General features: G+C 71.5%; 24 protein-coding genes. 14 read left to right on the top strand and 10 right to left on the bottom strand.

Annotated features, from left to right (window positions below; genetic code table 11):
• Positions 1 to 152 precede the first annotated feature (152 nt).
• A complete protein-coding gene (locus tag ACF073_RS11845; RefSeq protein ID WP_392068785.1) occupies positions 153 to 977 on the top strand; it encodes an FAD binding domain-containing protein in 825 nt (274 codons plus the stop codon).
• Positions 974 to 3,721 (top strand): molybdopterin-dependent oxidoreductase, encoded by a 2,748-nt coding sequence (locus ACF073_RS11840; RefSeq protein WP_392068783.1) that lies wholly within the window; start codon positions 974 to 976, stop codon positions 3,719 to 3,721. Before ACF073_RS11845 ends, ACF073_RS11840 begins: the two co-directional genes overlap by 4 nt.
• Here the strand turns inward: ACF073_RS11840 and ACF073_RS11835 are convergent.
• Positions 3,697 to 4,386 carry a M24 family metallopeptidase gene (locus ACF073_RS11835; RefSeq protein ID WP_392068782.1) on the bottom strand — a complete coding sequence of 230 codons (690 nt, stop codon included), beginning with the start codon at positions 4,384 to 4,386 and terminating at the stop codon, positions 3,697 to 3,699. The genes ACF073_RS11840 and ACF073_RS11835 overlap by 25 nt on opposite strands.
• A 233-nt stretch (positions 4,387 to 4,619) precedes the next feature.
• Between ACF073_RS11835 and ACF073_RS11830 the strand changes: the two genes are divergently transcribed.
• The 4 genes from ACF073_RS11830 to ACF073_RS11815 all read left to right on the top strand — a co-directional run bounded on the left by ACF073_RS11830 (position 4,620) and on the right by ACF073_RS11815 (position 7,488).
• Complete coding sequence (locus ACF073_RS11830) at positions 4,620 to 5,396, top strand: class I SAM-dependent methyltransferase (RefSeq protein ID WP_392068780.1); 777 nt, start codon at positions 4,620 to 4,622, stop codon at positions 5,394 to 5,396.
• Between the two features lie 260 nt (positions 5,397 to 5,656).
• Positions 5,657 to 6,184 carry a CAP domain-containing protein gene (locus tag ACF073_RS11825; RefSeq protein ID WP_392068779.1) on the top strand — a complete coding sequence of 176 codons (528 nt, stop codon included), beginning with the start codon at positions 5,657 to 5,659 and terminating at the stop codon, positions 6,182 to 6,184.
• Between the two features lie 126 nt (positions 6,185 to 6,310).
• Positions 6,311 to 6,583 carry a hypothetical protein gene (locus ACF073_RS11820; RefSeq protein ID WP_392068777.1) on the top strand — a complete coding sequence of 91 codons (273 nt, stop codon included), beginning with the start codon at positions 6,311 to 6,313 and terminating at the stop codon, positions 6,581 to 6,583.
• Positions 6,584 to 6,990: 407 nt separating this feature from the next.
• Positions 6,991 to 7,488, top strand: a complete 498-nt coding sequence (locus tag ACF073_RS11815; protein WP_392068775.1) for a CAP domain-containing protein — start codon at positions 6,991 to 6,993, stop codon at positions 7,486 to 7,488.
• Positions 7,489 to 7,566: 78 nt separating this feature from the next.
• On the opposite strand, the gene ACF073_RS11810 is transcribed toward ACF073_RS11815, so the two are convergent.
• Positions 7,567 to 8,799, bottom strand: a complete 1,233-nt coding sequence (locus tag ACF073_RS11810; protein ID WP_392068774.1) for an MFS transporter — start codon at positions 8,797 to 8,799, stop codon at positions 7,567 to 7,569.
• Between the two features lie 291 nt (positions 8,800 to 9,090).
• Positions 9,091 to 9,678 (bottom strand): hypothetical protein, encoded by a 588-nt coding sequence (locus ACF073_RS11805; protein ID WP_392068772.1) that lies wholly within the window; start codon positions 9,676 to 9,678, stop codon positions 9,091 to 9,093.
• 382 nt (positions 9,679 to 10,060) lie between these two features.
• On the opposite strand from ACF073_RS11805, the gene ACF073_RS11800 reads away from it, so the two are divergent.
• The 5 genes from ACF073_RS11800 to ACF073_RS11780 all read left to right on the top strand — a co-directional run bounded on the left by ACF073_RS11800 (position 10,061) and on the right by ACF073_RS11780 (position 13,131).
• Complete coding sequence (locus tag ACF073_RS11800; protein WP_392068770.1) at positions 10,061 to 10,519, top strand: pyridoxamine 5'-phosphate oxidase family protein; 459 nt, start codon at positions 10,061 to 10,063, stop codon at positions 10,517 to 10,519.
• 189 nt (positions 10,520 to 10,708) lie between these two features.
• A complete protein-coding gene (locus ACF073_RS11795) occupies positions 10,709 to 10,993 on the top strand; it encodes a hypothetical protein (RefSeq protein ID WP_392068769.1) in 285 nt (94 codons plus the stop codon).
• Between the two features lie 94 nt (positions 10,994 to 11,087).
• The gene (locus tag ACF073_RS11790; protein ID WP_392068767.1) at positions 11,088 to 11,486 is read left to right on the top strand and encodes a PPOX class F420-dependent oxidoreductase; all 399 of its coding nucleotides are present in this window, start codon (positions 11,088 to 11,090) and stop codon (positions 11,484 to 11,486) included.
• Between the two features lie 324 nt (positions 11,487 to 11,810).
• On the top strand, positions 11,811 to 12,773 hold the full coding sequence (locus ACF073_RS11785) for an SDR family NAD(P)-dependent oxidoreductase (RefSeq protein ID WP_392068765.1): 963 nt from the start codon (positions 11,811 to 11,813) through the stop codon (positions 12,771 to 12,773).
• Between the two features lie 4 nt (positions 12,774 to 12,777).
• Positions 12,778 to 13,131 carry a VOC family protein gene (locus ACF073_RS11780; protein ID WP_392068763.1) on the top strand — a complete coding sequence of 118 codons (354 nt, stop codon included), beginning with the start codon at positions 12,778 to 12,780 and terminating at the stop codon, positions 13,129 to 13,131.
• 249 nt (positions 13,132 to 13,380) lie between these two features.
• Here ACF073_RS11780 and ACF073_RS11775 read toward each other — a convergent pair whose 3' ends face one another.
• Positions 13,381 to 14,139, bottom strand: a complete 759-nt coding sequence (locus ACF073_RS11775) for a DeoR/GlpR family DNA-binding transcription regulator (RefSeq protein ID WP_392068761.1) — start codon at positions 14,137 to 14,139, stop codon at positions 13,381 to 13,383.
• A gap of 72 nt (positions 14,140 to 14,211) precedes the next feature.
• Between ACF073_RS11775 and ACF073_RS11770 the strand changes: the two genes are divergently transcribed.
• The gene (locus ACF073_RS11770; protein ID WP_392068759.1) at positions 14,212 to 15,426 is read left to right on the top strand and encodes an MFS transporter; all 1,215 of its coding nucleotides are present in this window, start codon (positions 14,212 to 14,214) and stop codon (positions 15,424 to 15,426) included.
• 40 nt (positions 15,427 to 15,466) lie between these two features.
• On the opposite strand, the gene ACF073_RS11765 is transcribed toward ACF073_RS11770, so the two are convergent.
• Entirely contained in the window at positions 15,467 to 15,886 is a 420-nt protein-coding gene (locus tag ACF073_RS11765) for an SRPBCC family protein (RefSeq protein ID WP_392068756.1), read from the bottom strand.
• A 64-nt stretch (positions 15,887 to 15,950) separates the two neighbouring features.
• A complete protein-coding gene (locus tag ACF073_RS11760; protein ID WP_392068754.1) occupies positions 15,951 to 16,961 on the bottom strand; it encodes an aldo/keto reductase in 1,011 nt (336 codons plus the stop codon).
• 161 nt (positions 16,962 to 17,122) lie between these two features.
• Between ACF073_RS11760 and ACF073_RS11755 the strand changes: the two genes are divergently transcribed.
• Both ACF073_RS11755 and ACF073_RS11750 read left to right on the top strand, forming a co-directional pair.
• Entirely contained in the window at positions 17,123 to 18,058 is a 936-nt protein-coding gene (locus ACF073_RS11755; protein ID WP_392068753.1) for a LysR substrate-binding domain-containing protein, read from the top strand.
• Positions 18,059 to 18,260: 202 nt separating this feature from the next.
• Positions 18,261 to 18,752, top strand: a complete 492-nt coding sequence (locus ACF073_RS11750; protein ID WP_392068751.1) for a DUF6174 domain-containing protein — start codon at positions 18,261 to 18,263, stop codon at positions 18,750 to 18,752.
• Between the two features lie 80 nt (positions 18,753 to 18,832).
• On the opposite strand, the gene ACF073_RS11745 is transcribed toward ACF073_RS11750, so the two are convergent.
• The 4 genes from ACF073_RS11745 to ACF073_RS11730 all read right to left on the bottom strand — a co-directional run bounded on the left by ACF073_RS11745 (position 18,833) and on the right by ACF073_RS11730 (position 22,237).
• Positions 18,833 to 19,579: a 3-oxoacyl-ACP reductase family protein gene (locus ACF073_RS11745; protein WP_392068749.1), complete on the bottom strand. Its 747-nt coding sequence runs from the start codon at positions 19,577 to 19,579 to the stop codon at positions 18,833 to 18,835.
• Between the two features lie 41 nt (positions 19,580 to 19,620).
• Complete coding sequence (locus ACF073_RS11740) at positions 19,621 to 20,568, bottom strand: NmrA/HSCARG family protein (protein ID WP_392068748.1); 948 nt, start codon at positions 20,566 to 20,568, stop codon at positions 19,621 to 19,623.
• 213 nt (positions 20,569 to 20,781) lie between these two features.
• Positions 20,782 to 21,249 carry a MarR family winged helix-turn-helix transcriptional regulator gene (locus ACF073_RS11735; RefSeq protein WP_392068746.1) on the bottom strand — a complete coding sequence of 156 codons (468 nt, stop codon included), beginning with the start codon at positions 21,247 to 21,249 and terminating at the stop codon, positions 20,782 to 20,784.
• 118 nt (positions 21,250 to 21,367) lie between these two features.
• Positions 21,368 to 22,237, bottom strand: coding sequence for a class II glutamine amidotransferase (locus tag ACF073_RS11730; RefSeq protein WP_392068744.1), 870 nt, complete (start codon positions 22,235 to 22,237; stop codon positions 21,368 to 21,370).
• Positions 22,238 to 22,416: the final 179 nt, after the last annotated feature.

Raw genomic sequence — 22,416 nt, 5'->3', positions numbered from 1 at the left:
ACCAGGTGCATGCGAGTCAGGGCATCGTAAGTGCCAGAAAGGGTCAGCGGTATGCCTCTTGGTTGATTCACCAAGTATCGAGCGGGGAAAGCCGTCGTTTCCGTACTGTGAAACAGTCGTTCTGGCCGGTTCTCGTTGCTTCACTGGCCGTCATGGACCTGAACACGGTGGTGGAGATCCGGGACGCGAGGCATCCCGCGCCCTGGCGGCCGGGCGACGCCTGGCTCGGTGGGGGCACGTATCTGTTCTCGGAGCCACAGCCGCACCTGCGCCGCCTGATCGATCTGAGCCGGCTGGGCTGGACCCCGGTGCGGCGGCACCGGGACGGCTCCCTGGAGATAGCGGCCACCTGCACCATCGCCGAGCTGTCCGGGTTCGCGCGGGGGCTCGCCGCCGAGGCGGCGCCGCTGTTCGAGCAGTGCTGCCGGGCGTTCCTCGCCTCGTTCAAGATCTGGAACATGGCCACGGTCGGGGGAAACCTCGGCAACGGACTGCCGGCCGGCCCGATGATCTCTCTCACGGCCGGACTCGACGGGGAGTGCCTGCTGATCGCGCAGGACGGTGCCCGGCGCCGGGTCCGGGTGGTCGACTTCATCACCGGCGCGGGCCGCAAGGTCCTCGCCGAGGGCGAGCTGCTGCGGTCGGTCACCCTGCCGGCCCGCGCCCTGGCCTGCCGTACGGCGTTCCGGCAGGCGTCGCTGTACGGTCTCGGCCGCTCCGGTGTGCTGATCATCGGCACGCTCGACCCGCTGGACGGTTCCTTCGCCGTCACCCTCACCGCTTCCACGGTCCGGCCGTTCCGGCTGTGGTTCCCGCTGCCGCCGACCGCCGGGGCACTGCGGGCGGCGATCGTTTCGGCCGTCGCCGACGACGAGTGGTTCGACGACATCCACGGGCTGCCCGAGTGGCGGCGCCACATGACGTTCCGGTACGCGGAGGAGATCCGCCGGGAGCTGGCCCAGGAGGCGGCACGATGAAGGTCGAGGTCAACGGACGGTCGCACGAGGAAGAGCCGCGCCCCGGCCAGTGTCTGCGCACGTACCTGCGCGAACGCGGCTGGTTCGGGGTGAAGAAGGGCTGCGACCAGGGCGACTGCGGCGCCTGCACGGTCCACGTCGACGGCAGGCCCGTGCACAGCTGCCTGTACCCCGCCTTCCGCGCCGACGGCCACCGGGTCACCACGGTGGAGGGGCTGGCCTCCCCCGAGGGCGACCTCCACCCCGTGCAGCAGAGGTTCCTGGACGCCCAGGGCTTCCAGTGCGGCTTCTGCACGGCCGGTTTCCTGATGACCACGGCAGCCCTCGACGAGGAGGAACTGGCCGATCTGCCCAGGGCGTTCAAGGGCAACCTGTGCCGGTGCACCGGCTACCGGGCCATCGAGGACGCCGTGCGCGGGGTGAAGAACACCGAGGAACCGGCGCCCGGCGAGTCGGTCGGGCGCAGCCTGCCGGCCCCGGCCGGGCCGCAGGTCGTCACGGGCACCGCGCGCTACACCTTCGACGTGGACGTGCCCGGCCTGCTGCACATGAAGCTGCTGCGCTCCCCGCACGCGCACGCCCGCATCGTCGCGATCGACACCTCGGCGGCCCTGCACGTACCCGGGGTGCACGCCGTGTTCACCCACGAGGACGCGCCCGAGCGGCACTTCTCCACCGCCCGCCACGAGCACCCCGAGGAGGACCCCGACGACACCCGCGTCCTGGACGACACGGTCCGCTACATCGGCCAGCGCGTCGCCGCCGTCGTCGCCGACAGCGAGGGCGCCGCCGAGGAGGGCTGCCGCCGCATCGAGGTCACGTACGAGGTGCTGCCCGCCGTCCTCGACCCCGAGGAGGCCATGCGCCCGGGGGCACCCGTCGTCCACGACAAGGACGCGAGGACGCACCGCATCTCCCGGCCCGAGAACAACGTGGTGGGCGAGGCGCACGGCGAGACAGGGGACGTCGAGGCCGGGTTCGCCGAGGCCGACGCCGTGTACGAGGGCACCTACCGCACCCAGCGCGGGCAGCACGCCAGCCTGGAGACGCACGGAGCCGTCGCCTGGTTCGACGAGGACGGCCGCCTCACCGTGCGCACCAGCTCGCAGACCCCGTTCCTGACCCGACGCGCCCTGTGCGCCCTGTACGACCTGCCGCTCGAAGGGGTCCGGGTGATGGCGGGCCGGGTCGGCGGCGGTTTCGGCGGCAAGCAGGAGATGCTGGTCGAGGACATCGTGGCCCTCGCCGTACTGAGACTGCGCCGCCCGGTGAAGCTGGAGTACACGCGTGCCGAGCAGTTCTACGGCGCCACCACCCGCCACCCCTTCACGATCCAGGTGAAGGCGGGCGCCCGCCGTGACGGCGTCCTCACCGCGCTCCAGCTCCGTGTGGTCGCGAACACCGGCGCGTACGGCAATCACGGCCCGGCGGTGATGTTCCACAGCGTCGGCGAGTCCATGGCGATCTACCGGGCCCTGAACAAGAAGGTCGACGCCTTCTCCGTCTACACGCACACCGTTCCGGCGGGCGCCTTCCGCGGCTACGGCCTCGGACAGGTGATGTTCGCCGTCGAGTCCGCCTTCGACGAACTGGCCCGGCGGCTCGGTCTCGACCCCTTGGAGTTCAAGGCCCGCAACGTCATCGGCGCCGACGAGCCGATGGTCACGCCCGGCGGCCATGAGGAGGACCTGCACATCGCCAGCTACGGCCTCGACCAGTGCATCGGCATCGTGCGCCGGGCCCAGGCGGAAACGGGGGCCGGCCGTCCCGCCCCGGAGGGCTGGCTGGTGGGCGAGGGCGCGGCCCTCGCGATGATCGCGACCGGGCCGCCCGGCGGCCACATCGCCGACGCGAGGGCGACGCTGCTGCCCGACGGCACCTTCGACCTGGCCGTCGGCACGGCCGAGTTCGGCAACGGCACGACCACCGTGCACCGGCAGATCGCGGCCGGCGAACTCACCACCACCGTCGACCGGATCACCATCCGCCAGTCCGACACGGACGTCGTACGCCACGACACCGGCGCGTTCGCCTCCACCGGCACCGTCGTCGCCGGCAAGGCCACGCTGCGCGCCGCCCGCGCCCTCGCCGACATGCTCCTCGACTTCGCCGCCGCCCACCTGCGCCTGGCGCGCGCGGAGTGCCGGCTCTCGGAGGAGGCCGTGCTGCACCCCGGCGGACGCCTGCCGCTGAAGGAGCTGTACGCGGCCGCCCGCGCCGTCGGAGTCGAGCTGGCCGCCGACGGCAATTTCGGCGGCACTCCGCGCTCGGTCGCCTTCAACGCCCAGTGGTTCAGACTGGCCGTCGATCCGGGCACCGGCGAGATCCGCATCCTGCGCAGCGTGCACGCCGCCGACGCGGGCAAGGTCATGAACCCGATGCAGTGCCGCGGGCAGGTCGAGGGCGGGGTCGCGCAGGCCCTGGGCTCCACCCTCTTCGAGAACGTCCGCATCGACGCACACGGCAAGGTGGAGACGTTCGCCTTCCGCCAGTACCGGCTCCCCCAGTACGCCGACGTCCCGCGCACCGAGGTCCACTTCATGGAGACCGCGGACGCCATCGGTCCCCTGGGCGCGAAATCGATGAGCGAGAGTCCGTTCAACCCGGTCGCGCCCGCCTTCGCCAACGCGCTGCGCGACGCGACGGGCATCCGGTTCACCGAACTGCCCTTCACCCGCGACCGGGTGTGGCGGGCGCTGCACGAAGCGGGCGTGACCGGTCAGAGCGTGAGCAGTTCCTCGTAGAACCCGCCGAAGCCCCGCTCGCGGTCCACGAGATGGATCTCCAGGATCCAGTGGCAGCGGCGCCCGGCCTGGTCGGTGCGCCGCAGCGGGGTGTCGTTGGCGGGGGTGATGTACGACTCGACGTCCGCTCCGTCGATCTTCTCGTGCGGGAACTCGCCGACCAGGTGCCCGGCGTGCCAGCCGCCCAGCTCCCAGCCCGCCCCGGCGGCGAGCCGGGCGGCCTCGGCGTGCAGGGCGGCGCCCGTGATCTCCGGATCGCCCTCGAAGAACCGCTTGCCCGCGGCGAAGACCTCCGGCAGGTCGTCCCGCAGCCGGTGCTTGACCGGGTCGTCGCCGAGGACGAAGGTACGGCCGAAGTCGGCCTCGTACTCCTCGAAGATCGGGCCGAAGTCGGCGAACACGATGTCGTCCGCGCCCATCACCCGGTCCGGCGGGTTCTCCTTGTACGGCAGGAGGGTGTTCGGTCCGGACCGCACGATCCGCTTGTGCCAGTGCCGCACCGTCCCGAACAGCTCGTTCGCCAGGTCCCGGATCCGGTCGCTGACCGCGCGCTCCCCCTCGCCCGGCGCCACGAGCCCGCGCTCCTCGATCTCCGCGAAGAGCCGCACGGCCTTCGCCTGGGCATCGAGCAGGCGCGTCGCGCGCGTCGATTCGTCATCAGCCATGGGCCGACCGTAGCCACCGTGATCGTCTTCGGCAACGCGATCCGCGGTGGCCGGGCCCCGGCGGCGTGGCGCGTTGTCACTACCTCCAACATTCCAAGCTCATCCGCAATGCCTTTTGTGGATTCAGCCGAGCATTTGCCAGGTGATTGTCGAATATTCATCGCACATGCAGGATGGAGATCGACCTTCCCCGTTCCCGCTCACGATCCTGCTCACGAGGCGAGGTAACCCCCATGACCACCCGCACCCAGGACGGCGGCGCCGGTGACGTCGACTACGGAGCGATCGGCTCCGGCTGCTCCTCCTACCGTCGGCCCGACGAACGGGTCGCCCGGCTCATCGCCGAGGCCCTGGGCGACGCCCGGAGGGTGCTCAACGTGGGCGCGGGCGCGGGCTCGTACGAGAGCGCGGCACGTACGGTGACGGCGGTCGAGCCCTCCGAGTCCATGCGCGCCCAGCGGCCGACGCGCCTTGCCCGCGCGATCGACGCCGTGGCCGAGGACCTCCCTTTCGCCGACGGCGAGTTCGACGCCGCCATGACGCTGTTCAGCGTGCACCAGTGGTCCGACGCCAGGGCCGGGCTGCGCGAGATGCGACGCGTGACCGACGGGCCCGTCGTCGTCCTGACCTGTGACCCCGCTCAGGTCCGGGACTTCTGGCTGTACCGGTACGCACCGGAGGTGCTGGACATCGAGGCCCGCCGGTACCCGCCCGTCGAGGAACTCGCCGCCGCCCTGGGCGGCACCAGCACCGTCCACACCGTACCCGTCCCCCTGGACTGCACCGACGGCTTCAACGAGGCGTACTACGGCCGCCCCGAGATGCTGCTCGACCCCGCCGCCCGCCAGGCCTGCTCCGCCTGGAGCTTCGCCGACGACCACACTCGCGAGCACTTCGACCGGACCCTGCGCCATGACCTGGCATCCGGCACCTGGGACGAGGAGTTCGGTCACCTGCGCACACAGCCGACGTACGAAGGGTCCCTCGTGATCGTGCGCGCGACGCCCTGAGCGGAGCAGGGCGAGAAGCAGCGACGGCGTGTCCGGCCGCGCACACAGGGTGGGCAGGCGGGCGGGGACCTCGCCGGCTCGTGGGGAGGCGCCCCCGGTCGTACGGTGGAAGGAGCAGGAGACGTGCCCCGCATGCCCTGCGGGGGTGTGCGTCTCGCCCCAGGCCGCTCACCGTCCCGCGCGCCGCTCCCGAGCGGTCGCCCCGGGGGCCAGGTGCGGTGGGTGGTTCCCCATGACCTCGTGAACGAAGGGGAATTCACATGCCTGTCAGGAACCGCCGCATCCGCCGCGCGTGTGCCGCGGCCTGTACCGCACCGCTGCTCGTGGTGGGCGGCGCCGTCACCGCGGGCGCCTCGGCGACGGCGGCCGCCGCGGCGCCGGCCTCGGTCGCCCGCGCTGTGCAGGACTCATCGCCGGGCGAGATCCTCTCCCTGGTCAACGCCGAGCGGGCCAAGGCCGGTTGCGAGCCGCTGAAGGAGGATCCGCGGCTGATGCAGGCCGCACAGGCCCACGCCGACGACATGGCGGCGAACAACATCACCGGGCACGACGGATCGGACGGGTCCAGCGCGCTGTCCCGGATGGAGAAGGCCGGCTACTCGCCGGCGGGACCGTCCTCCGAGAACGTCTCGGGACCGGGCTTCGACTCCTCGAAGGCCCATGTCGACGGCTGGCTGGCCAGCAGTCGGGGCCACCGGGCCGCCATCTTGAACTGTGAGTTCAAGGAGACCGGGATCGGCACGAAGGGCCAGTTCGCCGTCGAACTGTTCGCCGTCAAGTCGCGGTAGCAGCACGCCGCTGCGAGAAGGGCAAGGAGACCGATGCCGCCGGGCGTCGCTCGGCGCGCCACCCACGCGGATTCGGCACCGCCTGGGCCGGGTTCGCTCGACGATCCCCGAAAGCAGGTGCGTCTCATGCGCACGTCGGCCCGTATCGCCGGTGTCCTCACCGGACTCTCCCTCGCGCTCGGGGGCGCCGCTCTCGCGGCGCCCGCCGCCCACGCGGACATCACGAGCTGCGTCAACCAGGTCGAACGGGAACTGCAGGGCGGTGAGGCGCCGGACTCCGTCAGGATGGCCTGCTATGTCGGCCTGACCGGCAATCACGAGCAGTGCGTGTCCGATCTGGCCAAGGCCGGCGTCACGGACAGCACCGCGACGAGCGCCTGCCGGGTGGCCTCCGAGTAGGGGGCGGCCCTCCGCGCGCGAGCTGCCTGCCGAGGGCCGGCACCCTGCACGCCTGCCTCTCAGCACCGGTTCCTCGTCCGGCGCCGTGGGCGGGTTCCCGCACGTCGGCGGGAACCCGCCCACGGCGTCACTGAGTTGTGCGCGTCGCGCGACGTCCGCACTGCTCGTTCACCGGCGTCCTGGGCCCCCGGTCGACGCGCGGACACCTCCGGCTTAGGCTGGTTCAGGCGAAAGGGGTGGCCGTACGGCCCCCCGACCAGGCCACTTTGCCGGCGGTTGCTCTCCCGGCCACCGCCACGGCAGGCCCCACGGCTCGGCCATCGCGAGCCTGGCCACAAGGCCCGCCTCCGGGACGGGTGATGCTCGCCGGCGGTATCTGCCGCTCTATCTGCGACCAGGGGGTCGCCATGAACAAGCCTACGTGGGTACGTCATCAGGCCGTGGCCGCCATCGCGGCGGGGCTGATGGCGGGAGGCACGATGTTCGCGACGAGTGCCTCCGCGACTGTCTCCGACGTCAGCGGAGGCGATCAGCAGACCATCGTCAACGAGACCAACACCCTGCGCAAGGAGGCCGGCGCACCCCCGTTGACCTGGGACGCCGCCGTCGCCAAGGACGCACAGGCATGGGCCGACAACCCTGACTCCACCCCGAACGGGCCCGGCTCGTTGAAGCACTCCCCCTCGTTCAACGGTGCCGAGAACATGTCGACCGCGGGGCCGGCCGCGGCCACCGGTCAGTGGGCCGCCGAGAAGAGCAAGTACGACGCCGACCCCAACAAGGACCCCAACAGCGAGAACTACAAGACGCAGTGGGGTCACTACTGGAACATGATCCAGAGCCGGTTCACCAAGATCGGCTGCGGGGCGCGAAGCGGTGTGACGGTCTGCTGGTACAAGCCCTGACCCGTCCCGCAGCAGGAGCCGGCGTTCGCGTACGAGGCCCGGGGGCGGCGGTGGGCCAACCACCGCCGCCCCCGGGCCTCACGTCCTCGTCGACGCGGCGTGTCCCGGCCGCACCGTCGGCGGGCGCAGCAGGCGCAGGCCGACGAGGCTCAGAAGTGTCATCGCGGCGGCGGCCGCGGCGGTGACCGTGAAGCCACCGCGTGCACCCAGCGCGTCGATCGCCCAGCCGGCGACGGCCGCGGCGGCGGCCGAGCCGCCCGCACTGGCGGAGCCAAGCCAGGAGAACGCCTGGGTGAGGACGGACCGGTGGACGGTGGCCTCGGTGAGCACGGAGAAGAGCACCAGCAGGACCGGGATCGTGGCACCGGTCAGGGCCACGACCGAGCCGAGCCCGAGCGGCGAGCCGACCGTGAGCAGCAGCGAGGTGCCGAGTGTCAACGCACCCGTCGCCGCCAGTAGTTGCACCGGGGGCGCGGCACGCCACCGGCGCAGCCCGTACAGCCATCCGGCCAGCAGGCCGCTGCAGCTGGAGACGGCGAGGATCGGGGCCGCGGCGCCCGGTGCGCCCCGCTCCACCACGAAGGCGGTCACCGACACCTGCATGGCGCCGAAGAAGACCCCGAGGGCGAGATTGAGGCCCATCAGTACGAGGACTTCGCTGCGCAGCAACGAGCGGTCCGCACGGGCGTGCGTGCCGCTGTCGGCCGCCGTCGGGGGCGCGCTGCCGCGCTGCGCCGCGAGGACCAGGCCGCCGACCACCGACAAGGACGCGGCCAGCACCATGCCGGTCATGGGACGTCCGGCCGCGGCGAGTGCGCTGACCACCGCCGGGCCCACGAGGAAGGCCACGGTGTTGCCGACGGACTCCAGCGCGAAGGCGGTGGGCAGTTCGGCCGCTCGATCGGTGCGCAGCAGTGCCGCCCAGCGCGCCGCGGACATCGCCGCTAGCTGGGGAACGGTGGCCCCGACCAGTGCACCGCCCAGGGCCAGGAGGGCGTGGGAGGCATCGGCGGCGGCCAGGGACACGAGGACGGCCACGGCAAGGGCGTGGGCCAGCAGGGTGGGCGGCAGGACGCGGGTCTGCCCGAACCGGTCGACGAGCCGGGCCAGTTGCGGCGCCACGAGCGCGTCGGTCACCGCGAACCCGCCGCTGACCTGGCCGGCCGCGGCGAAGGTGCCGGTCTGGTCGTGCACGAGCCAGACGATGCCGAGGCTGGTCATCGCGAGGCCGACCCGTCCCAGTGATGCGGACAGGAAGAATGCCGCGGTGCCCGGGGTACGCAGCAGAGAGCGGTAGTCCGCCGATGGCACGGCGAATCCTTCGCGCTGCCCGGCGGGACGGCACACACCTGGTCGTCGGTGCCCGAACGTACCGACCCGTGGTCGCCGCCTGGAGCCGTCCAGTGCTGGCGCGGAGCGGGGGCACGCCCTCCGCGCCGACTCCGTCACCGGGCAGAAGTCTCGGTGTGGGGGTGGTGGCTGTGAATCGCGTCAATTCTCATGGCCGGCACCGGCGATGTCCACTGGATCGGCCTGAATCCCCGGTGCCGGGTCTTCAGTAGCGCTCCGCTCGGTAGCGCTCTGCCTCAGTAGCGCTCTGCCTCAGTAGCGCTGTGCCTTGGCGAGGAACGGCGTCAGGTTCGGCTCGGGCGGCTGATGGCTGAAGGCGATCGGTTGTTCCTTCTTCCCGGGCTTGAGCTTCTCCGCGCCGACATACCGCGTCTCGACCACCTTGCCGGCGGAGTCCTTGAAGTCGACCTGGACGGCATACGAGGCCTCACGGTCGGTCTTGTTCGTGATGGTGACCAGGACAGCGAGCACACCGCCGCTCTGCGCTCGCGGAATCCCGGTCATGCCGACCTCGGACAGGGCGTTTCCGCGTCCTTTGACGTCCTTGAGCGCCTTCTGCGCCGCCGCGCTCCTGCGCTGGGTCTCGGCGTCCACCGACGCCTCGAACTCGGAGGCCCGCGCGGAGGCGGACGACGCGGCGGCCGAGGCGGAGGCCCGGGCCGACCTGATCGCCGACGAGGCCGCGGACGCCATGGCCGACGGCGGGGAGCCGGAGAACGACGAGGCATTCGGCGTGCCGGGGGTGCCGGCCGGGGGCGAGGCAGCCGGGCTCTGGCCGCCTCCGTCGGCACAGGCCGCCACCCCGCCGGCAAGCAGAAGACTGCCGAGCGTGCTTGCCACGAGGATCCGGCGGCGGGCCCTTCCTGAGCCGCTGAGTCGGGTCACGGTCTCGTGCCTTCCCAGGAGAGATTCGATGGTCCTGCTCCTCCATCGTCAGCACGGGATGCGACGCCCGCGAGTCGGGGACAGTCGTGCACTCCCCCGACCAGCTTCAGGACGCCCGCGCCGCGGGGCACGGAGGGGACGGCCGTCGAACGTCCCGCACCGCCCGCACGGCGAACGAGCCCGCCGAAGCCGACCGGCGCCGACCGATCCGAGGACGGCCCGCCGCCCGGGCGGCACGTGATCAGAGATCACACGGACGGACCAGGGCGTCGGCCATGGTGAGGGCGGCACTCGACGGCCGTGAAATACCCACACGGCTCAGTGTGTTGATCACGTCATGACTCAACGACCGGCACCTCGCCCCCTCACCGACGCGGCCCTCTCCGAACTGCTCGGCAAGCAGCGGTTCGGCACGCTCGCCACCGTCAAGCGCAGCGGCCACCCCCACCTGACCACGATGCTGTACAGCTGGGACGCCGATGCCCGCGTGGCGCGCTTCTCGACGACGGCCGATCGCGTCAAGGTCGAGCACCTGCGGCACGACCCACGTGCGGCGCTGCATGTGCAGGGCGGTGACGTGTGGTCCTTCGCCGTCGCCGAGGGCGAGGCCGAGGTGTCCGAGACCACGACGGTCGCGGGCGACGCGGTGGGCCGGGAACTGCTGGACATGATCCCGCCGGGCGCGGAGCCCGACGATGAACGGGCGTTCCTGGAGGAGCTGGTCGCGGAGCGCCGGGTGGTCATCCGGTTGAAGGTGGACCGCCTGTACGGGACGGCGCTCGACATCGACGGCTAGGACGTCAGGCATGCGCAGGCGCACGGGCCGGCCGTCCCGCACCCGCCCTCCCCACGGACAAGCACCCCCGGATCGAAGCGCCGATGCGTCTATCCGAGTGCCTTCCGGACTTCCCGCGAGCGAGGGACTCATGACGGGGGGTATGTCCCTTCGCGCCAGGTGACCTCGGAATCCGTGAGGAGATCAGCCGTGTACGCAGTGGTTCGGCGCTATGAAGGGGTGACGGATCCGGCTGAGGCGGGCCGTCGGGTGAACCAGGGGTTCGTGTCGCTGCTCCGTCAGGTCCCCGGCTTCGTGGCCTACTACTGGGTTGATGCCGGGGACGGAGTGATGCTCTCCACCAGCGTCTTCGAGGACCGGACCGGGGCCGAAGAGTCGATCGCGAGGGCCGCGGACTTCGTACGGGACAACCTCGCCTCGCTCCTCCCTCATCCTCCTCAGGTCACGGCCGGGGAGGTCGTGGCAGCTGGGTGACGGGCGCCGGGCGAGAACCTCGGCCGGGCACAGGGGGATCACCTAGTGTGGGCAGGTCACTTCGGATGTCGTCCTCAAGGGAAGGGGCCGCGCTGTGCTTTCAGGAGACCTGAAGAAATACATCGATGAGAATCCGGTCTTCGTGACCGTCGCCACCATCCAGCCCGACGGCAGCTCCCAGCAGTCCGTCGTCTGGCTCAAGCGTGATGGTGACGATCTGCTGTTCTCCACGACCGTCGGTCGCCGCAAGGAGAAGAACCTGCGTCGCGACCCGCGCGTGAACCTCATGATCAACCCTCCGAACGCGCCCTACACCTACGCGGAGATCCGCGGCACGGCCGTCATGACTACTGAGGGCGGCCAGGAGTTGATCGATGAGCTGTCGCGCAAGTACACCGGCAAGGACTACGCCGACTTCAATCCGGCGTCGAAGGAGGACGCGGAGAGGGTAGTCGTCCGCGTCACCCCCGCCCGGGTCGTCGGAAGCCTCTGAAGACTGCCCGCCGGGTCACGGACGGAGTCGGACGCGTAGGACGACGGTAGCGGCCACGGCACGAGGGCCGGAGAGCACCCACGGGCGGCGTGCGCCGACAGTGTGTCGGTGTACGCCGCCCTCCGGCTGACCTCGGTACCCGACGGGCGCGCGCCTCCGTGGCGCCGCACCGGCGCTCCGCGTCGGCGAAATGTCGGTCTCCCGACGCGGCCGACGGCGATCCGTAGGCGATATGTCGGTGCCCGCTGGAACCGTGAGCGACAAGCCCCCTGGAGGAGCGGGCCGTGCCCGTCTCGTCCTCTCCGATCGAAGGAGCCTGCCGCCATGTCGTCCACGTCCTCAACCCCGTCCTGGAGCGTTCACCGGCTACCGCGTGCCGAGAGAAGGATTTTCCTGGTGACCGGCGGCAACGCGGGCATCGGGTACTTCACCGCTGAACAGCTGTGCACCACCGGAGCCACCGTCGTACTGGGCAGCCGCGACCCGGCGAAGGCCGAAGCCGCCGCGGCCTCCATCCGCTCACGCGTGGCCGGCGCGCAGGTACGTGTCGTGCGGCTGGACCTCGCCGACCTGTCGACTCTCACCACCACGGTCGACTCGCTGCGGGTGGACCGTCTCGACGCGGTGGTCCACAACGCCGGCGTCGCACTCGACGTCCCGCCTCGCCGCGAGACCGCGGACGGTCATGAACTCATGTTCGGAACGAATCACCTCGGGCACTTCGCGCTGACCGCAGGGCTGATGCCGCTGCTGTCGGCCGCACCGGCGGCACGCGTCGTGACCGTCGGCAGTTTCGCGGCGAAGTCGGAACGGCTGGACCTGGACGACCTCCAGTCCCGGCGGACCTACCGGCCCAAGCAGAGCTACGGGCGGTCCAAGCTGGCACAGATGTACTTCGGGCTCGAACTCGACCGCCGCCTGCGCGCGCTCGGCAGCTCCGTGCAGAGCCTGGTGGTCCATCCCGGCGGTGCTCTGGACTCCCTCACCCCGTCGCGGGCGCCGGTCCATGTGCGGACCGCGGGCGCGCGGCTGCGCGGGGCACCCGCCGCTCTGCTCGTCCAGGGCAAGCACGCCGGAGCATGGCCCGCGGTCCGGGCGGTGCTCGATCCGGCCGCGCGCGGAGGAGAGCTGTGGGGCCCCCGCCTCTTCGGTCTGCGGGGCGCTCCTCGACAGGAAGCGGTTTGGGGTCACCTCGCCGACGCCGCGGTCGCCGCGCGGCTGTGGGACATCAGCTGCGGACTGACCGGCGTCTCCCCCGCGGTGCTCCCCCATGACCTGGCAAGATAGCGGCATGGAACGTGTGCTTGGTATCGGTGGACACTTCATGCGGGCCGCCGACCCGGTGGCCCTGAACACGTGGTACCGCGACTGCCTGGGCCTGGACGCCGACGAGAACGGCCTGTGGCGACAGGAACCGGGGCCGACGGTGTTCGCGACGTTCGAGTCGCAGACCGACTACTTCGGGTCGCGCACCCAGCAAGCCATGCTCAATTTCCGGGTCCGGGACCTGGACGCGATGCTCGCGCAGTTGCGCGCCAAGGGCGCGGACGTCGCCGAAGAGACGCAGGACATGGAGGGCGTCGGCCGATTCGGCTGGGTCACCGATCCCGAGGGCAATCGGGTCGAGCTGTGGCAGCCCGCCTGACCGCGCCTCCGCACCGGCCGGCGGGTGCCTGCCAGGGCGTGTTGCAAAAGTGGATCTTGATCGGTGATGATCACGTCTTGTGGCACGTGGAGATCTGACGGATACACAGTGGTCCTGGCTGGAGCCGTTGCTGCCGCCGCGAGGCGAGACGCCCGGCCGGTCGGCGACCTAGCCGGAGCGGCAGCGCATCGCGGGAGGGCGCGCGGGGCCCAGTGGGCCGTGCTCCGGCTCGCACGGCGACGACGCGGGTCACACGCGTCGTACCGTGACGCCGGCGGCGGCGATCGCCGCGGTCTCGTCCTTTGGCGCCGCCTCGTCGGTCACCAGGGCGTGCAGCGCGGAGGGCGGTGCGACGAAGGCCAGCGAGGTGCGTGACAGCTTCGCCGACTCGGTGACGGCGATGACGCGGCGGGCGGAGGCGATCGCGGTGCGCTTGACGGCCGCGTCGTCCAGGTCGTAGGCGGTCAGGCCGTCGGCCGCGGTCAGGCCGCAGCAGCCGATGACCGCCGTGTCGAAGCGCAGTGCGGCCAGTGACGCCTGGGTCAGCGGGCCGGTCAGGGCCAGTTCTCCCGGGCGCGGGCGGCCGCCGGGGACCAGGAGAGTCACGTTCGGGGCCGCGGTGAGTTCGTTCACCGCGTGCAGCGACAGGGGTGCGACGGTCACCCGGCGGTCCCGCAACGCGCGTGCCACCTCCAGGCAGGTGGTGCCGCTGTCGAGGACCACGGACTCCCCGTCGGCGATCAGGTTCGCGACCTCGGCGGCGATGCGCCGCTTGGCGTCCGCGCCCTCTTGGGCCCGCAGCGCGAAGGGAGGCTCCTCGCCGCGCAGCAGCAGGCTCCTGGCCCCTCCGCGGTAGCGCTCCACCACGCCCTGGTCCGCGAGGACTTCCAGGTCGCGGCGGACGGTCATCTCCGAGGAGCCGGTGAGCGCGGCCAGTTCCGCGACGCCGAGACGGCCCGCCTCCCGTACGGCCTCGGTGATCTGCCTGAGTCGCTGTGCGCTGGACATGCGACAAGTGAACATCAAGCGTGTTCGTCAGGCAACTTTCCGAACAGCGATAGTGTTCGTTATGTTCGAAGCATGGAGAGAGACCTGCGCGTCGGCCGACTGGCCACCTTCACGTACTTCGCCCTCAACGGCTTCGTCATGGGGATGTGGATCGTCCATATCCCGGCCATCGAGCACCGCACCGGGATCGATCACGCCCTGCTCGGATGGCTCCTGCTGCTGCTCGGCGCGGGAGCGTTCGCGGGCATGCAGATCGCCGGCCCCCTCGCCGACCGCCTCGGGGCCCGTACCGTCGTTCCGCTCAGCGCGGCGCTGTGCAGCGCCGCTGTCGTGCTGCCCGGCCTCGCCGGGACGGCATGGGCGCTCGGGGCGGCGCTGATCGTGTTCGGCCTCTGCAACGGGTGCCTGGACGTGAGCATGAACGCCCATGCCGTGCTGGTCGAGCACCGGTACGGCCGGCCCGTCATGTCGGCCTTCCACGCGGCCTTCTCCATCGGCGGCGTCCTCGCCTCGCTGGTCGGCGCCCGTACGCTCAGCTGGAACTGGAGCCCGGTGACGACGCTCGGGGCGGTGGCGGTCGCCGGCCTGGTCGTCGACCTGGCCGCGGCCCGCGCACTCCTGCGGCCCTCGGCGGCCGGTCCCCGAGAGGGCGGCGAGGGCGCCGCCGCCCCGAACGGCCGCCGCAAGACCCCCAGGACCATCTGGGTGCTGGCCTGCCTGGCACTGATGATCATGCTGTGCGAAGGCGTGGCAAACGACTGGAGCTCCCTGCATCTGAGCACGGTGCTCGACGCGCCGGCCGCCACCGCCGCCCTCGCGTACGGCGCCTTCGCCACCGCCATGACCGTCGGCCGCCTGCTCGCCGACCGCGTGGCGGCACGCGTCGGCCCGGCGGCCATCCTCCGCCGCGGCGCCTGCGTCGCCGCACTCGGCCTGACCACCGCGGCCCTCTCCCCGTGGATCCCCCTGGCCCTGATCGGCTGGGCCGTGTTCGGCGCCGGGCTCTCCGGATGCGTACCGCAGCTCTTCAGCGCCGCCGGCCGCTACGACCAGAGCGCCGCCGGTGCCAACGTCTCCCGCGTCTCCGGTCTCGGCTATGTCGGCATGCTCGCCGGACCCGCCGTCATCGGACCGCTCACCCGCCTGATCCCCCTCAACCTCACCTTCTTCCTCCCCGTACTGTGCTGCGTCACAGCCGCCGTCGCGGCCGGCGTCGTCCGGCCGCCCCGCCCCTCGGCCCCGGCAGAGGTGCCGGGCGCGGAGGAGATGCGGACCGCCGGGCGGTGAGGCCCGCGCGGCCGAACGGCATGCCCTGCCGACCGCGGGCTCACGACCGTACGGTGCGCTCCAGCTCGGCGAGCCCGTCGGCGTAGATGGTGTGGAAGAGTTCCTCGGCCTCACGCTCGCTGACCCCGGCCGGCGTGAACGTCCCGGACCACTCCACCCGCGAGGCGTCGGGGATGCCGGACACCTCGTGCACGCTGAGGGTGGACCGGTAGGCGGTGACCGGGAACGGGGCCTGCTCGATGGCGTAGGTGTAGCTGCGGGCGGCGTGGTCGAAGGCCAGCAGGCGTTCGACGATGACGCCCCCGTCCTGGTTGGTCAGCCGGCGGGTACGACCGCCCTCGCCGAGTTCGCTCTCCGGGATGTAGGCGAGCCAGTCGGGCAGCGAGCCGAAGCCGCCGATCAGTTTCCAGACGGCGTCGGGGGAGACGGGCAGGTCGACGGAGGCGGTGGTGGAAGCCATGGCGCTGTTCCTCTGGTTCCGTGCGAAGGGTTCGCTGAAGGGGATGGGGAAGGGATGGGCCAGGTCAGACGGTGGGGGTGGGGGCCTCGGCGGCGATGAGGTGCTCCTCGCGCAGGGCGCTCCAGAAGGCTGCCGGTACCTGCTCACCGAGCGCGGCGACGTCCTCGGCTATGCGGCTTGGCCGGGTCGCGCCGGGTACGACGGCCGCCGTGGCGGGGTGGGCCAGGGCGAACTGCAGGGCGGCCGCCTTGACGCTCACACCGTGGTCGGCGGCGAGGGCCTTGATCCGTTCGACCTTGGCGATGATCCCGGCGGGAGCCTGCTGGTACTCGAAGTGCCGGCCGCCGGCGAGCACGCCCGAGCTGTAGGGGCCGCCGACGACCATCTCGACCCCGTTCGCGGTGGCCGCCGGCAGCAGCCGCTGCAGGGCCCGCTCGTGGTCGAGGAGCGTGTAGCGGCCGGCCAGGAGGAACGCGTCGGGCCGCGGCTCGTCCAGATCCAGGGTCAGCTCGATCGGCTCCACCCGGTTGACGCCCAGCCCCCAGGCCTTGATCACGCCCTCGTCCCGCAGCCGCTGCAGGACCCGGAAGGCGCCCGTGCGGGCGCTCTCGTAGACGGAGAGCCACTGGTCGCCGTGGAAGTCCTGGGCGACGTCGTGCACCCACACGATGTCCAGACGGTCGGTCCGCAGGCGCCGCAGGCTGTCCTCGATGGAGCGCAGTGTCGCGTCGGCGGTGTACACGTCGATCATCTTGTGGGGACGGCCGTGCTCGAACAGGCCGCCCTTCTCGCCCAGGTCTCGCGCGGCGGGGTCCTCCTCCTCGTCGAGGATGACGCGGCCCACCTTGGTGCTCAGCACGTACGCGTCACGCGGGCGGCCGGCCAGGACCTCGCCGAGCCGGATCTCGGACAGACCCGCGCCGTAGAAGGGAGCGGTGTCGAAGTAGCGGACGCCCGCGTCCCAGGCGGCTTCGACGGTGGCGGCGGCCTCCTCGTCGGGGATGGCGCGGAACATGTTGCCCAGCGGGGCGGTACCGAAGCCGAGAGGAGCCGGCAGCAGGGACTTGATGGCCATGGGGAGAGATCCTTCTGCAATAGTTCACGTGGAAATCAGGTCTGACGCGAAGTTCGAGCGGGTTTGCTCTCCTCCGCGCCTCTTGCTCCACCGAGGCTAGGATCGAGATATCAGACTGTCCAAGACTTACTTGGACACATTTGAGTCCTGGAGAGTCTTACGTGCTTGACCTGCGACAACTGCGCTATTTCGTGGCCGTGGCCGAGGAGGAACACGTCGGCCGCGCCGCCGAGCGCCTGCACATCTCCCAATCTCCGCTGAGCCGCCAGATCGCTCAGCTGGAGAAGAACCTCGGCCTCACCCTCTTCGAACGCACCCAGCAGCGCATCCGTCTCACCTCCGACGGCAGGATCTTCCTCAGCGAGGCCCGGGCCCTGCTGCGCCACGCCGCCCGCCTGGAGAACCTCGGCCGGCGCCTCGGTCGCGGCGAGGAGGGCGGCCTGTGCATCGGGTACGTCGGCGACGCCATGCACACCGGGGTGCTCCCCCGCGCCCTGCGCACCCTGCACGACGAGCGGCCCGGCATCCACGTCGCCCTCTACGACATGCCCGCGGCTCAGCAGTTCGAGGGCCTGCGCCAGCGCAGCCTCGACATCGCCCTCACCCCCCAGGCACCCCCGCAGGACGACCCCGATCTGCGCGGCGCACTCCTGCTGGAAGACCCGCTGCTGCTGGCCCTGCCGACCGGGCACCCGCTGGCCGAGCGGCCCGGGATCCGGCCGGGCGACCTGGACGGGCAGCCATGGATCGCCGTCGAGGACAGCCGGGCCCCCGGCTGGCGCGACGCCTTCGTCGCCACCTGCGCCGCGGCCGGCTTCTCCCCCGACATCCGCCTCGAAGCCCCCGAACCCCTCACCGCACTCGGCCTGGTCGCCTCCGGCCTGGGCTGCGCCCTGATCCAGCGGAGCATGACCCACGCCTCCCAGCCCGCCGTCACCGTCCACGAACTGCCCTGGCTCGACGCGTCGGTACGCCTGTGGGCCGCATGGCACCACACCGACCTGCGCCCTGTCGTCGCCACCTTCCGCGCGACCGTACTCGCCGCCCAGGAGGCCGGCCGTGATCCGAGCCCGACGACACCGGCCGCGAGCGCATAGCCCAACGGCCCACCGGCCCACCGGCCCACCGCGGTTTACGATCCCGCCCGGGCCCGCAGGCACCTCGACGGACGGGCCAGGCACACCTCGACGGCCGGACCAGACGTCGGCCCACTCTCCACCGACGCCGCGCCACAGGACCGTTTGAACGTTTTCGGACGCGCCGGCGTCAGAGTCGTAACCGACTCGAAGGAGGGCCACCATGAGGCCCGGACGTCCCCGTGCGCGCTTTCTGCCCGCAGCCGCGCTGACCGGCACCCTGCTCTGCCTCACCGCCGCATGCGGCGCCGCGGACACGGCATCCCCCGCGAACACCGGAGGGCGGGGTACCCGAGGCACCGGCACGGCGGGCACGGTGGCGTGGCAGGAGCCCGCCTCGTACAGCTACACACTGACGTCCACCACATCGGTCCTGGCGGGAACCTTCCGGGTCGACGTGCGCGAGGGCACCGTCGCCAAGGTCGTCGGACTCGACGAGGACAGCAGGCGACAGGCACGCGAGCGGCACCTCGACGTACCCACGATCGGCGGCCTGTTGAAGAAGCTGGAGCAGGCCCGCGGGGACGACGCGGAGACCGCGCAGGCGACGTACGCGAGCGACGGGCACCCCGTACGGATCTCACTGGACTACGACAAGAACACGATCGACGACGAGGCCCTCTATGTCATCAGTGCCTACCGGCCGATGACTTGAGCGCGCACCGCCCGGCGGTCGGGCGGTGCGCGCTGCGGCGTCGCACGGCAGGGACACCCCCGCGGGCGCGGCCGCCGATGTCAGACGGCGTAGCCGCCGTCGATGTTGAGGGTCGCTCCCGTGACATAGGCCGACTCGGGGCCCGCGAGGTAGACGATCAGCCCGGTGAGCTCCTCCGGCGCGGCATACCGGCCGACCGGGGTGAGCCGTGTCATCAGCTCGGCGAACTCGCCGTCCGCCGGGTTCGCGTCGGTCGCGACCGGGCCGGGCTGGACCGTGTTCACCGTGATCGCCCTCGGCCCCAGTTCCCGGGCCAGCGCCCGGGTGAAGCCCGCGACGGCGGCCTTGGTGAGCGTGTACGTCGTACCGTTGGCCATGGGGATCCGGTCGGCGAAGACGCTTCCGATCGAGATGATCCTGCCGCCGTCGCCCATGTGCCGGAGGGCCTCCTGGGTGGCCACCCACACCGCCCGGATGTTCACCGCGACTTCCCGGTCGAAGTCGTCGAGGGTCAGATCCCCGATGGGCTTCATCGTGCCGCCGCCTGCGTTGTTCACCAGGATGTCCAGGCCGCCGAACGCCTCCACCGTGCCGGTGACCGCCGCGCGGACGGCCTCCGCGTCCGCGGCGTCGGCCTTCAGCGCCACGGCCCTGCCGCCCTCGGAGACGATGTCCTCGACGACCTTCTCGGCGTGGCCCGCCGAGGAGTTGTAGGTGAGGGCCACCGCGGCGCCCTCTCGGGCCAAGCGGCGCGCGATGGCCGCGCCGATACCCCGGCTCGCACCGGTGACCAGGGCGGTCTTGCCGTCGAGCGATCCGCCGCTCATGTCCGTTGCCCCTCCCGGACCGCGGTGGCAGCGGCGCTCACTCAGGCCACCTCGATCTTCGAAGCGTTCTCGGCCAGCCAGGCGTCGAAGCTCTTGAGCGCCGGGTTGATCTCGCGCAGCCGGTCCAGGTCACGGACGCCGGTGAACTCCCGGTCGAAGTCCCCGTAGTACTGGAACATGTTGGCGATCTCCTCGGCCGCCGGAATGTCCAGGGCGCGGAAGACGTCGTAGGGCACGGACTGGAAGCGGACCGGCTCGCCGAGCGCGGCGCTGAGCCTCTCCGCGTACTGGGCACCCGTCAGATGGTCGCCGGCCAGGCTGACGGTCTGGCCGATGAACCGCTCGCCGCCCTGGAACAGGGCGTATGCCGTCCGGCCGATGTCCGCGACGTCCACGCCGGCCAGGAGCTTGCCGTCCTCGAACGGCATGGTCACCGTCAGGACGCCGTCGTCGCCGCGCCTGGGCAGGAAGGCGTCCAGGAAGCCCTGGTAGAAGTAGGTGGTGTTGAGGAAGGTCGTCGGTACTCCGGCTTCCGTGAAGAGCCGGTTGCCCTCGCCCTTGGCGTCGAAGTGCGGCACGTTGTACTTGCCCTGGAGGACCGGCATCCGGTCGTCGTCCAGCGGCAGCAGCTCGCGGGTGTCCTCCAGCGTCGACCAGACCGCGTGCCGCAGGCCCGCCGACTTGGCCGCCCGGACGAGGACACCGATCTCCTCGGTCTCCTTCTCCGCCGAGCCGTGGGCCCAGAAGTTGGTGACGAGGAAGGCACCGTGAGCGCCCTCGAACGCCGCGTGCACGGTCGGCTCGTCATGGAAGTCCGCCTGCACCACCTCGGCACCGAGCGCCGCGAGTTCCCTGGCGGCGGGCGAAGCGGGGTTCCGGGTGACCGCCCGCACCGCGAATCCCGAGTCGCGGTCGGCGAGGATCGTCCGGGCGACACCGCCGCCCTGCGAGCCCGTCGCGCCGGTCACGGCGATGATCTTCTCACTCATGGCAGCCGTCCTTGTCCTGGGAGGAGCACCTGGTTGATACGTCAACGAAGCTATTCAGCACACAGTTGATGCGTCAACTTGCCTGCTCGTCATTCGGCCATGATCACGGACACGCGGGCGCGGGGGCGCGGGGACGCGAGCGCGCGCCGTGGAATTCCGTCGTACGCTTCCGCGCCCACCTCCCGACCGGCCGCCCCCACCGGACTCATCCGCTCAGGAGGCGTCCTCGTCCAGTGCGGCGATGACCCGCTCCGAGAGCTGCGCCAGCACGCGCAGCTCGGCCGGCGTGACATGGTCGAGGAACATCGACCGCACCGCCTCCACATGCAGCGGAGCTGCGGCCTCGATCGCCGCCCGGCCGGCCTCCGTGATCACCACGAAAGCCCCCCGGGCGTCCTCGGCGCACTCCTCCCGCACCACGAGGCCCCGCTTGGCCATGCGGGCGATGTGGTGGGACATCCGGCTCTTCTCCCACTCCAGTTCACGCGTCAGATCCTGGTAGCGCCGCCGCCCCTCCGGCACGTCCGTCAGACCGACCAGCACCGCGTAGTCCGGGCCGGACAGACCCGACTCGGCCTGCAGGAGGCGCGACAGCCGCGCCTCCAGCCGGTCGCGCAACCGGAGGAAGCCCCGCCACGCGTCCTCTTCCTCCGCCGTCAGCCACTTCACCGAATCCGCCACGGGCAGAAGTGTAATCAAATGGTTGATACATCATCAGCATCAGGCCGGATACTTCTCGGCCGGGAGGGCCGGCATCCTGCCCGGATCCTCATGGCCGAGGGCGGGCCGGGGCTCGCCGCTACGCGGCCTTCTGGGACGCGGCGGCGTCAGGGCGCAGGTCGTCGAGGGTGAGCCGGTGCGCGGGGGGCTCGGGCAGGACCGCTCGGCGGTGGGTCTGCAGGCCGGGGCCGACGTACAGGAGTTCCCCGGGCTCCATCGGGCGCCAGTGGGGGTTTTCGTCCATGAGTTCGCTGGCGACGATGACGGAGGGCTGGTCGGCCAGGCCGGCGGAGTGGACGCGCATGCGGCCGTGGGTGCCGCTGTGGTCCAGATGGCGGCCTCCGTGCTGGCCGCCGGCCGCGCGCTCCAGGACGTACAGCTCGTGGGTCTCCGGGTAGCGCAGCGCCCAGAGCTGGTCCGGGGTGACGAGGATCAGGTTGAGGGCGTAGACGGGCAGGTTCCGGGCGATCCAGCGGGCGGCATGCTCGATGCCGGCGGTGACGTCGCCGCCGTGCCTGCGTGTCTCCCGGGTGATCAGGGCGAAGAACCGCTCGGAGTCCGTGTCGCCCTTGACCAGTGACCGGTCATCACCCAGATGGCCGTCGAGCCGGTCCAGGTCCTCGATGACCCCGTTGTGCGCGAACAGCCGTCCCTCCTGCTGGAAGGGATGGGTGTTACGGGCGTCCAGACTGCCCGTGGAGGCGTAGCGCACATGGGCGAGGAAGGTGACGGACTCCACCGTCCGGGCGTCCTCGGCGAAGGCGCGGTCCCGGTAGGCCGCGATGGGTGCCTTGTCGACGTGGGGGGTGCCGTCGGCGGCGAAGTAGCCGAGGCCGGTGCCGTCGGGGTCGTGATGGCTCTGCCGGCTGAGGCTGTCGGGTGCGTCGAGGAGCCAGAAGGTGGCGCGGGTGCGGTGCGGGGCGCTGCTGAGTCCGAACAGGCGGCACACGGGCTTCCTCCTCGATCGCAGGACAAGCCGATTGTCGCAGGTGGCGCAAGGGGGCGGCCACTTCAGCTGCTTCGCGCACGACGCGCGGCACGGGCCGGGCCGACCCCTGTCCGACCCCTGTCCGGCGCCGGGTCCGCCCCCTTGTCCGGCACGTGTCCGACGTGTGCGTCCGTCGCGTC

It is taken from the genome of Streptomyces sp. NPDC015171, assembly GCF_043079545.1.
Classification (GTDB): Bacteria; Actinomycetota; Actinomycetes; order Streptomycetales; family Streptomycetaceae; genus Streptomyces.
This window is presented reverse-complemented; position numbering and strand designations above follow the sequence as displayed.

Bases quoted from the DNA above. Each gene is read 5' to 3' on its own strand.
- ACF073_RS11845 (WP_392068785.1), top strand. From the start codon at position 153: ATGGACCTGAACACGGTGGTGGAGATCCGGGACGCGAGGCATCCCGCG.
- ACF073_RS11840 (WP_392068783.1), top strand. From the start codon at position 974: ATGAAGGTCGAGGTCAACGGACGGTCGCACGAGGAAGAGCCGCGCCCC.
- ACF073_RS11835 (WP_392068782.1), bottom strand. From the start codon at position 4,386: ATGGCTGATGACGAATCGACGCGCGCGACGCGCCTGCTCGATGCCCAG.
- ACF073_RS11830 (WP_392068780.1), top strand. From the start codon at position 4,620: ATGACCACCCGCACCCAGGACGGCGGCGCCGGTGACGTCGACTACGGA.
- ACF073_RS11825 (WP_392068779.1), top strand. From the start codon at position 5,657: ATGCCTGTCAGGAACCGCCGCATCCGCCGCGCGTGTGCCGCGGCCTGT.
- ACF073_RS11820 (WP_392068777.1), top strand. From the start codon at position 6,311: ATGCGCACGTCGGCCCGTATCGCCGGTGTCCTCACCGGACTCTCCCTC.
- ACF073_RS11815 (WP_392068775.1), top strand. From the start codon at position 6,991: ATGAACAAGCCTACGTGGGTACGTCATCAGGCCGTGGCCGCCATCGCG.
- ACF073_RS11800 (WP_392068770.1), top strand. From the start codon at position 10,061: ATGACTCAACGACCGGCACCTCGCCCCCTCACCGACGCGGCCCTCTCC.
- ACF073_RS11785 (WP_392068765.1), top strand. From the start codon at position 11,811: ATGTCGTCCACGTCCTCAACCCCGTCCTGGAGCGTTCACCGGCTACCG.
- ACF073_RS11780 (WP_392068763.1), top strand. From the start codon at position 12,778: ATGGAACGTGTGCTTGGTATCGGTGGACACTTCATGCGGGCCGCCGAC.
- ACF073_RS11775 (WP_392068761.1), bottom strand. From the start codon at position 14,139: ATGTCCAGCGCACAGCGACTCAGGCAGATCACCGAGGCCGTACGGGAG.
- ACF073_RS11770 (WP_392068759.1), top strand. From the start codon at position 14,212: ATGGAGAGAGACCTGCGCGTCGGCCGACTGGCCACCTTCACGTACTTC.
- ACF073_RS11765 (WP_392068756.1), bottom strand. From the start codon at position 15,886: ATGGCTTCCACCACCGCCTCCGTCGACCTGCCCGTCTCCCCCGACGCC.
- ACF073_RS11760 (WP_392068754.1), bottom strand. From the start codon at position 16,961: ATGGCCATCAAGTCCCTGCTGCCGGCTCCTCTCGGCTTCGGTACCGCC.
- ACF073_RS11750 (WP_392068751.1), top strand. From the start codon at position 18,261: ATGAGGCCCGGACGTCCCCGTGCGCGCTTTCTGCCCGCAGCCGCGCTG.
- ACF073_RS11745 (WP_392068749.1), bottom strand. From the start codon at position 19,579: ATGAGCGGCGGATCGCTCGACGGCAAGACCGCCCTGGTCACCGGTGCG.
- ACF073_RS11740 (WP_392068748.1), bottom strand. From the start codon at position 20,568: ATGAGTGAGAAGATCATCGCCGTGACCGGCGCGACGGGCTCGCAGGGC.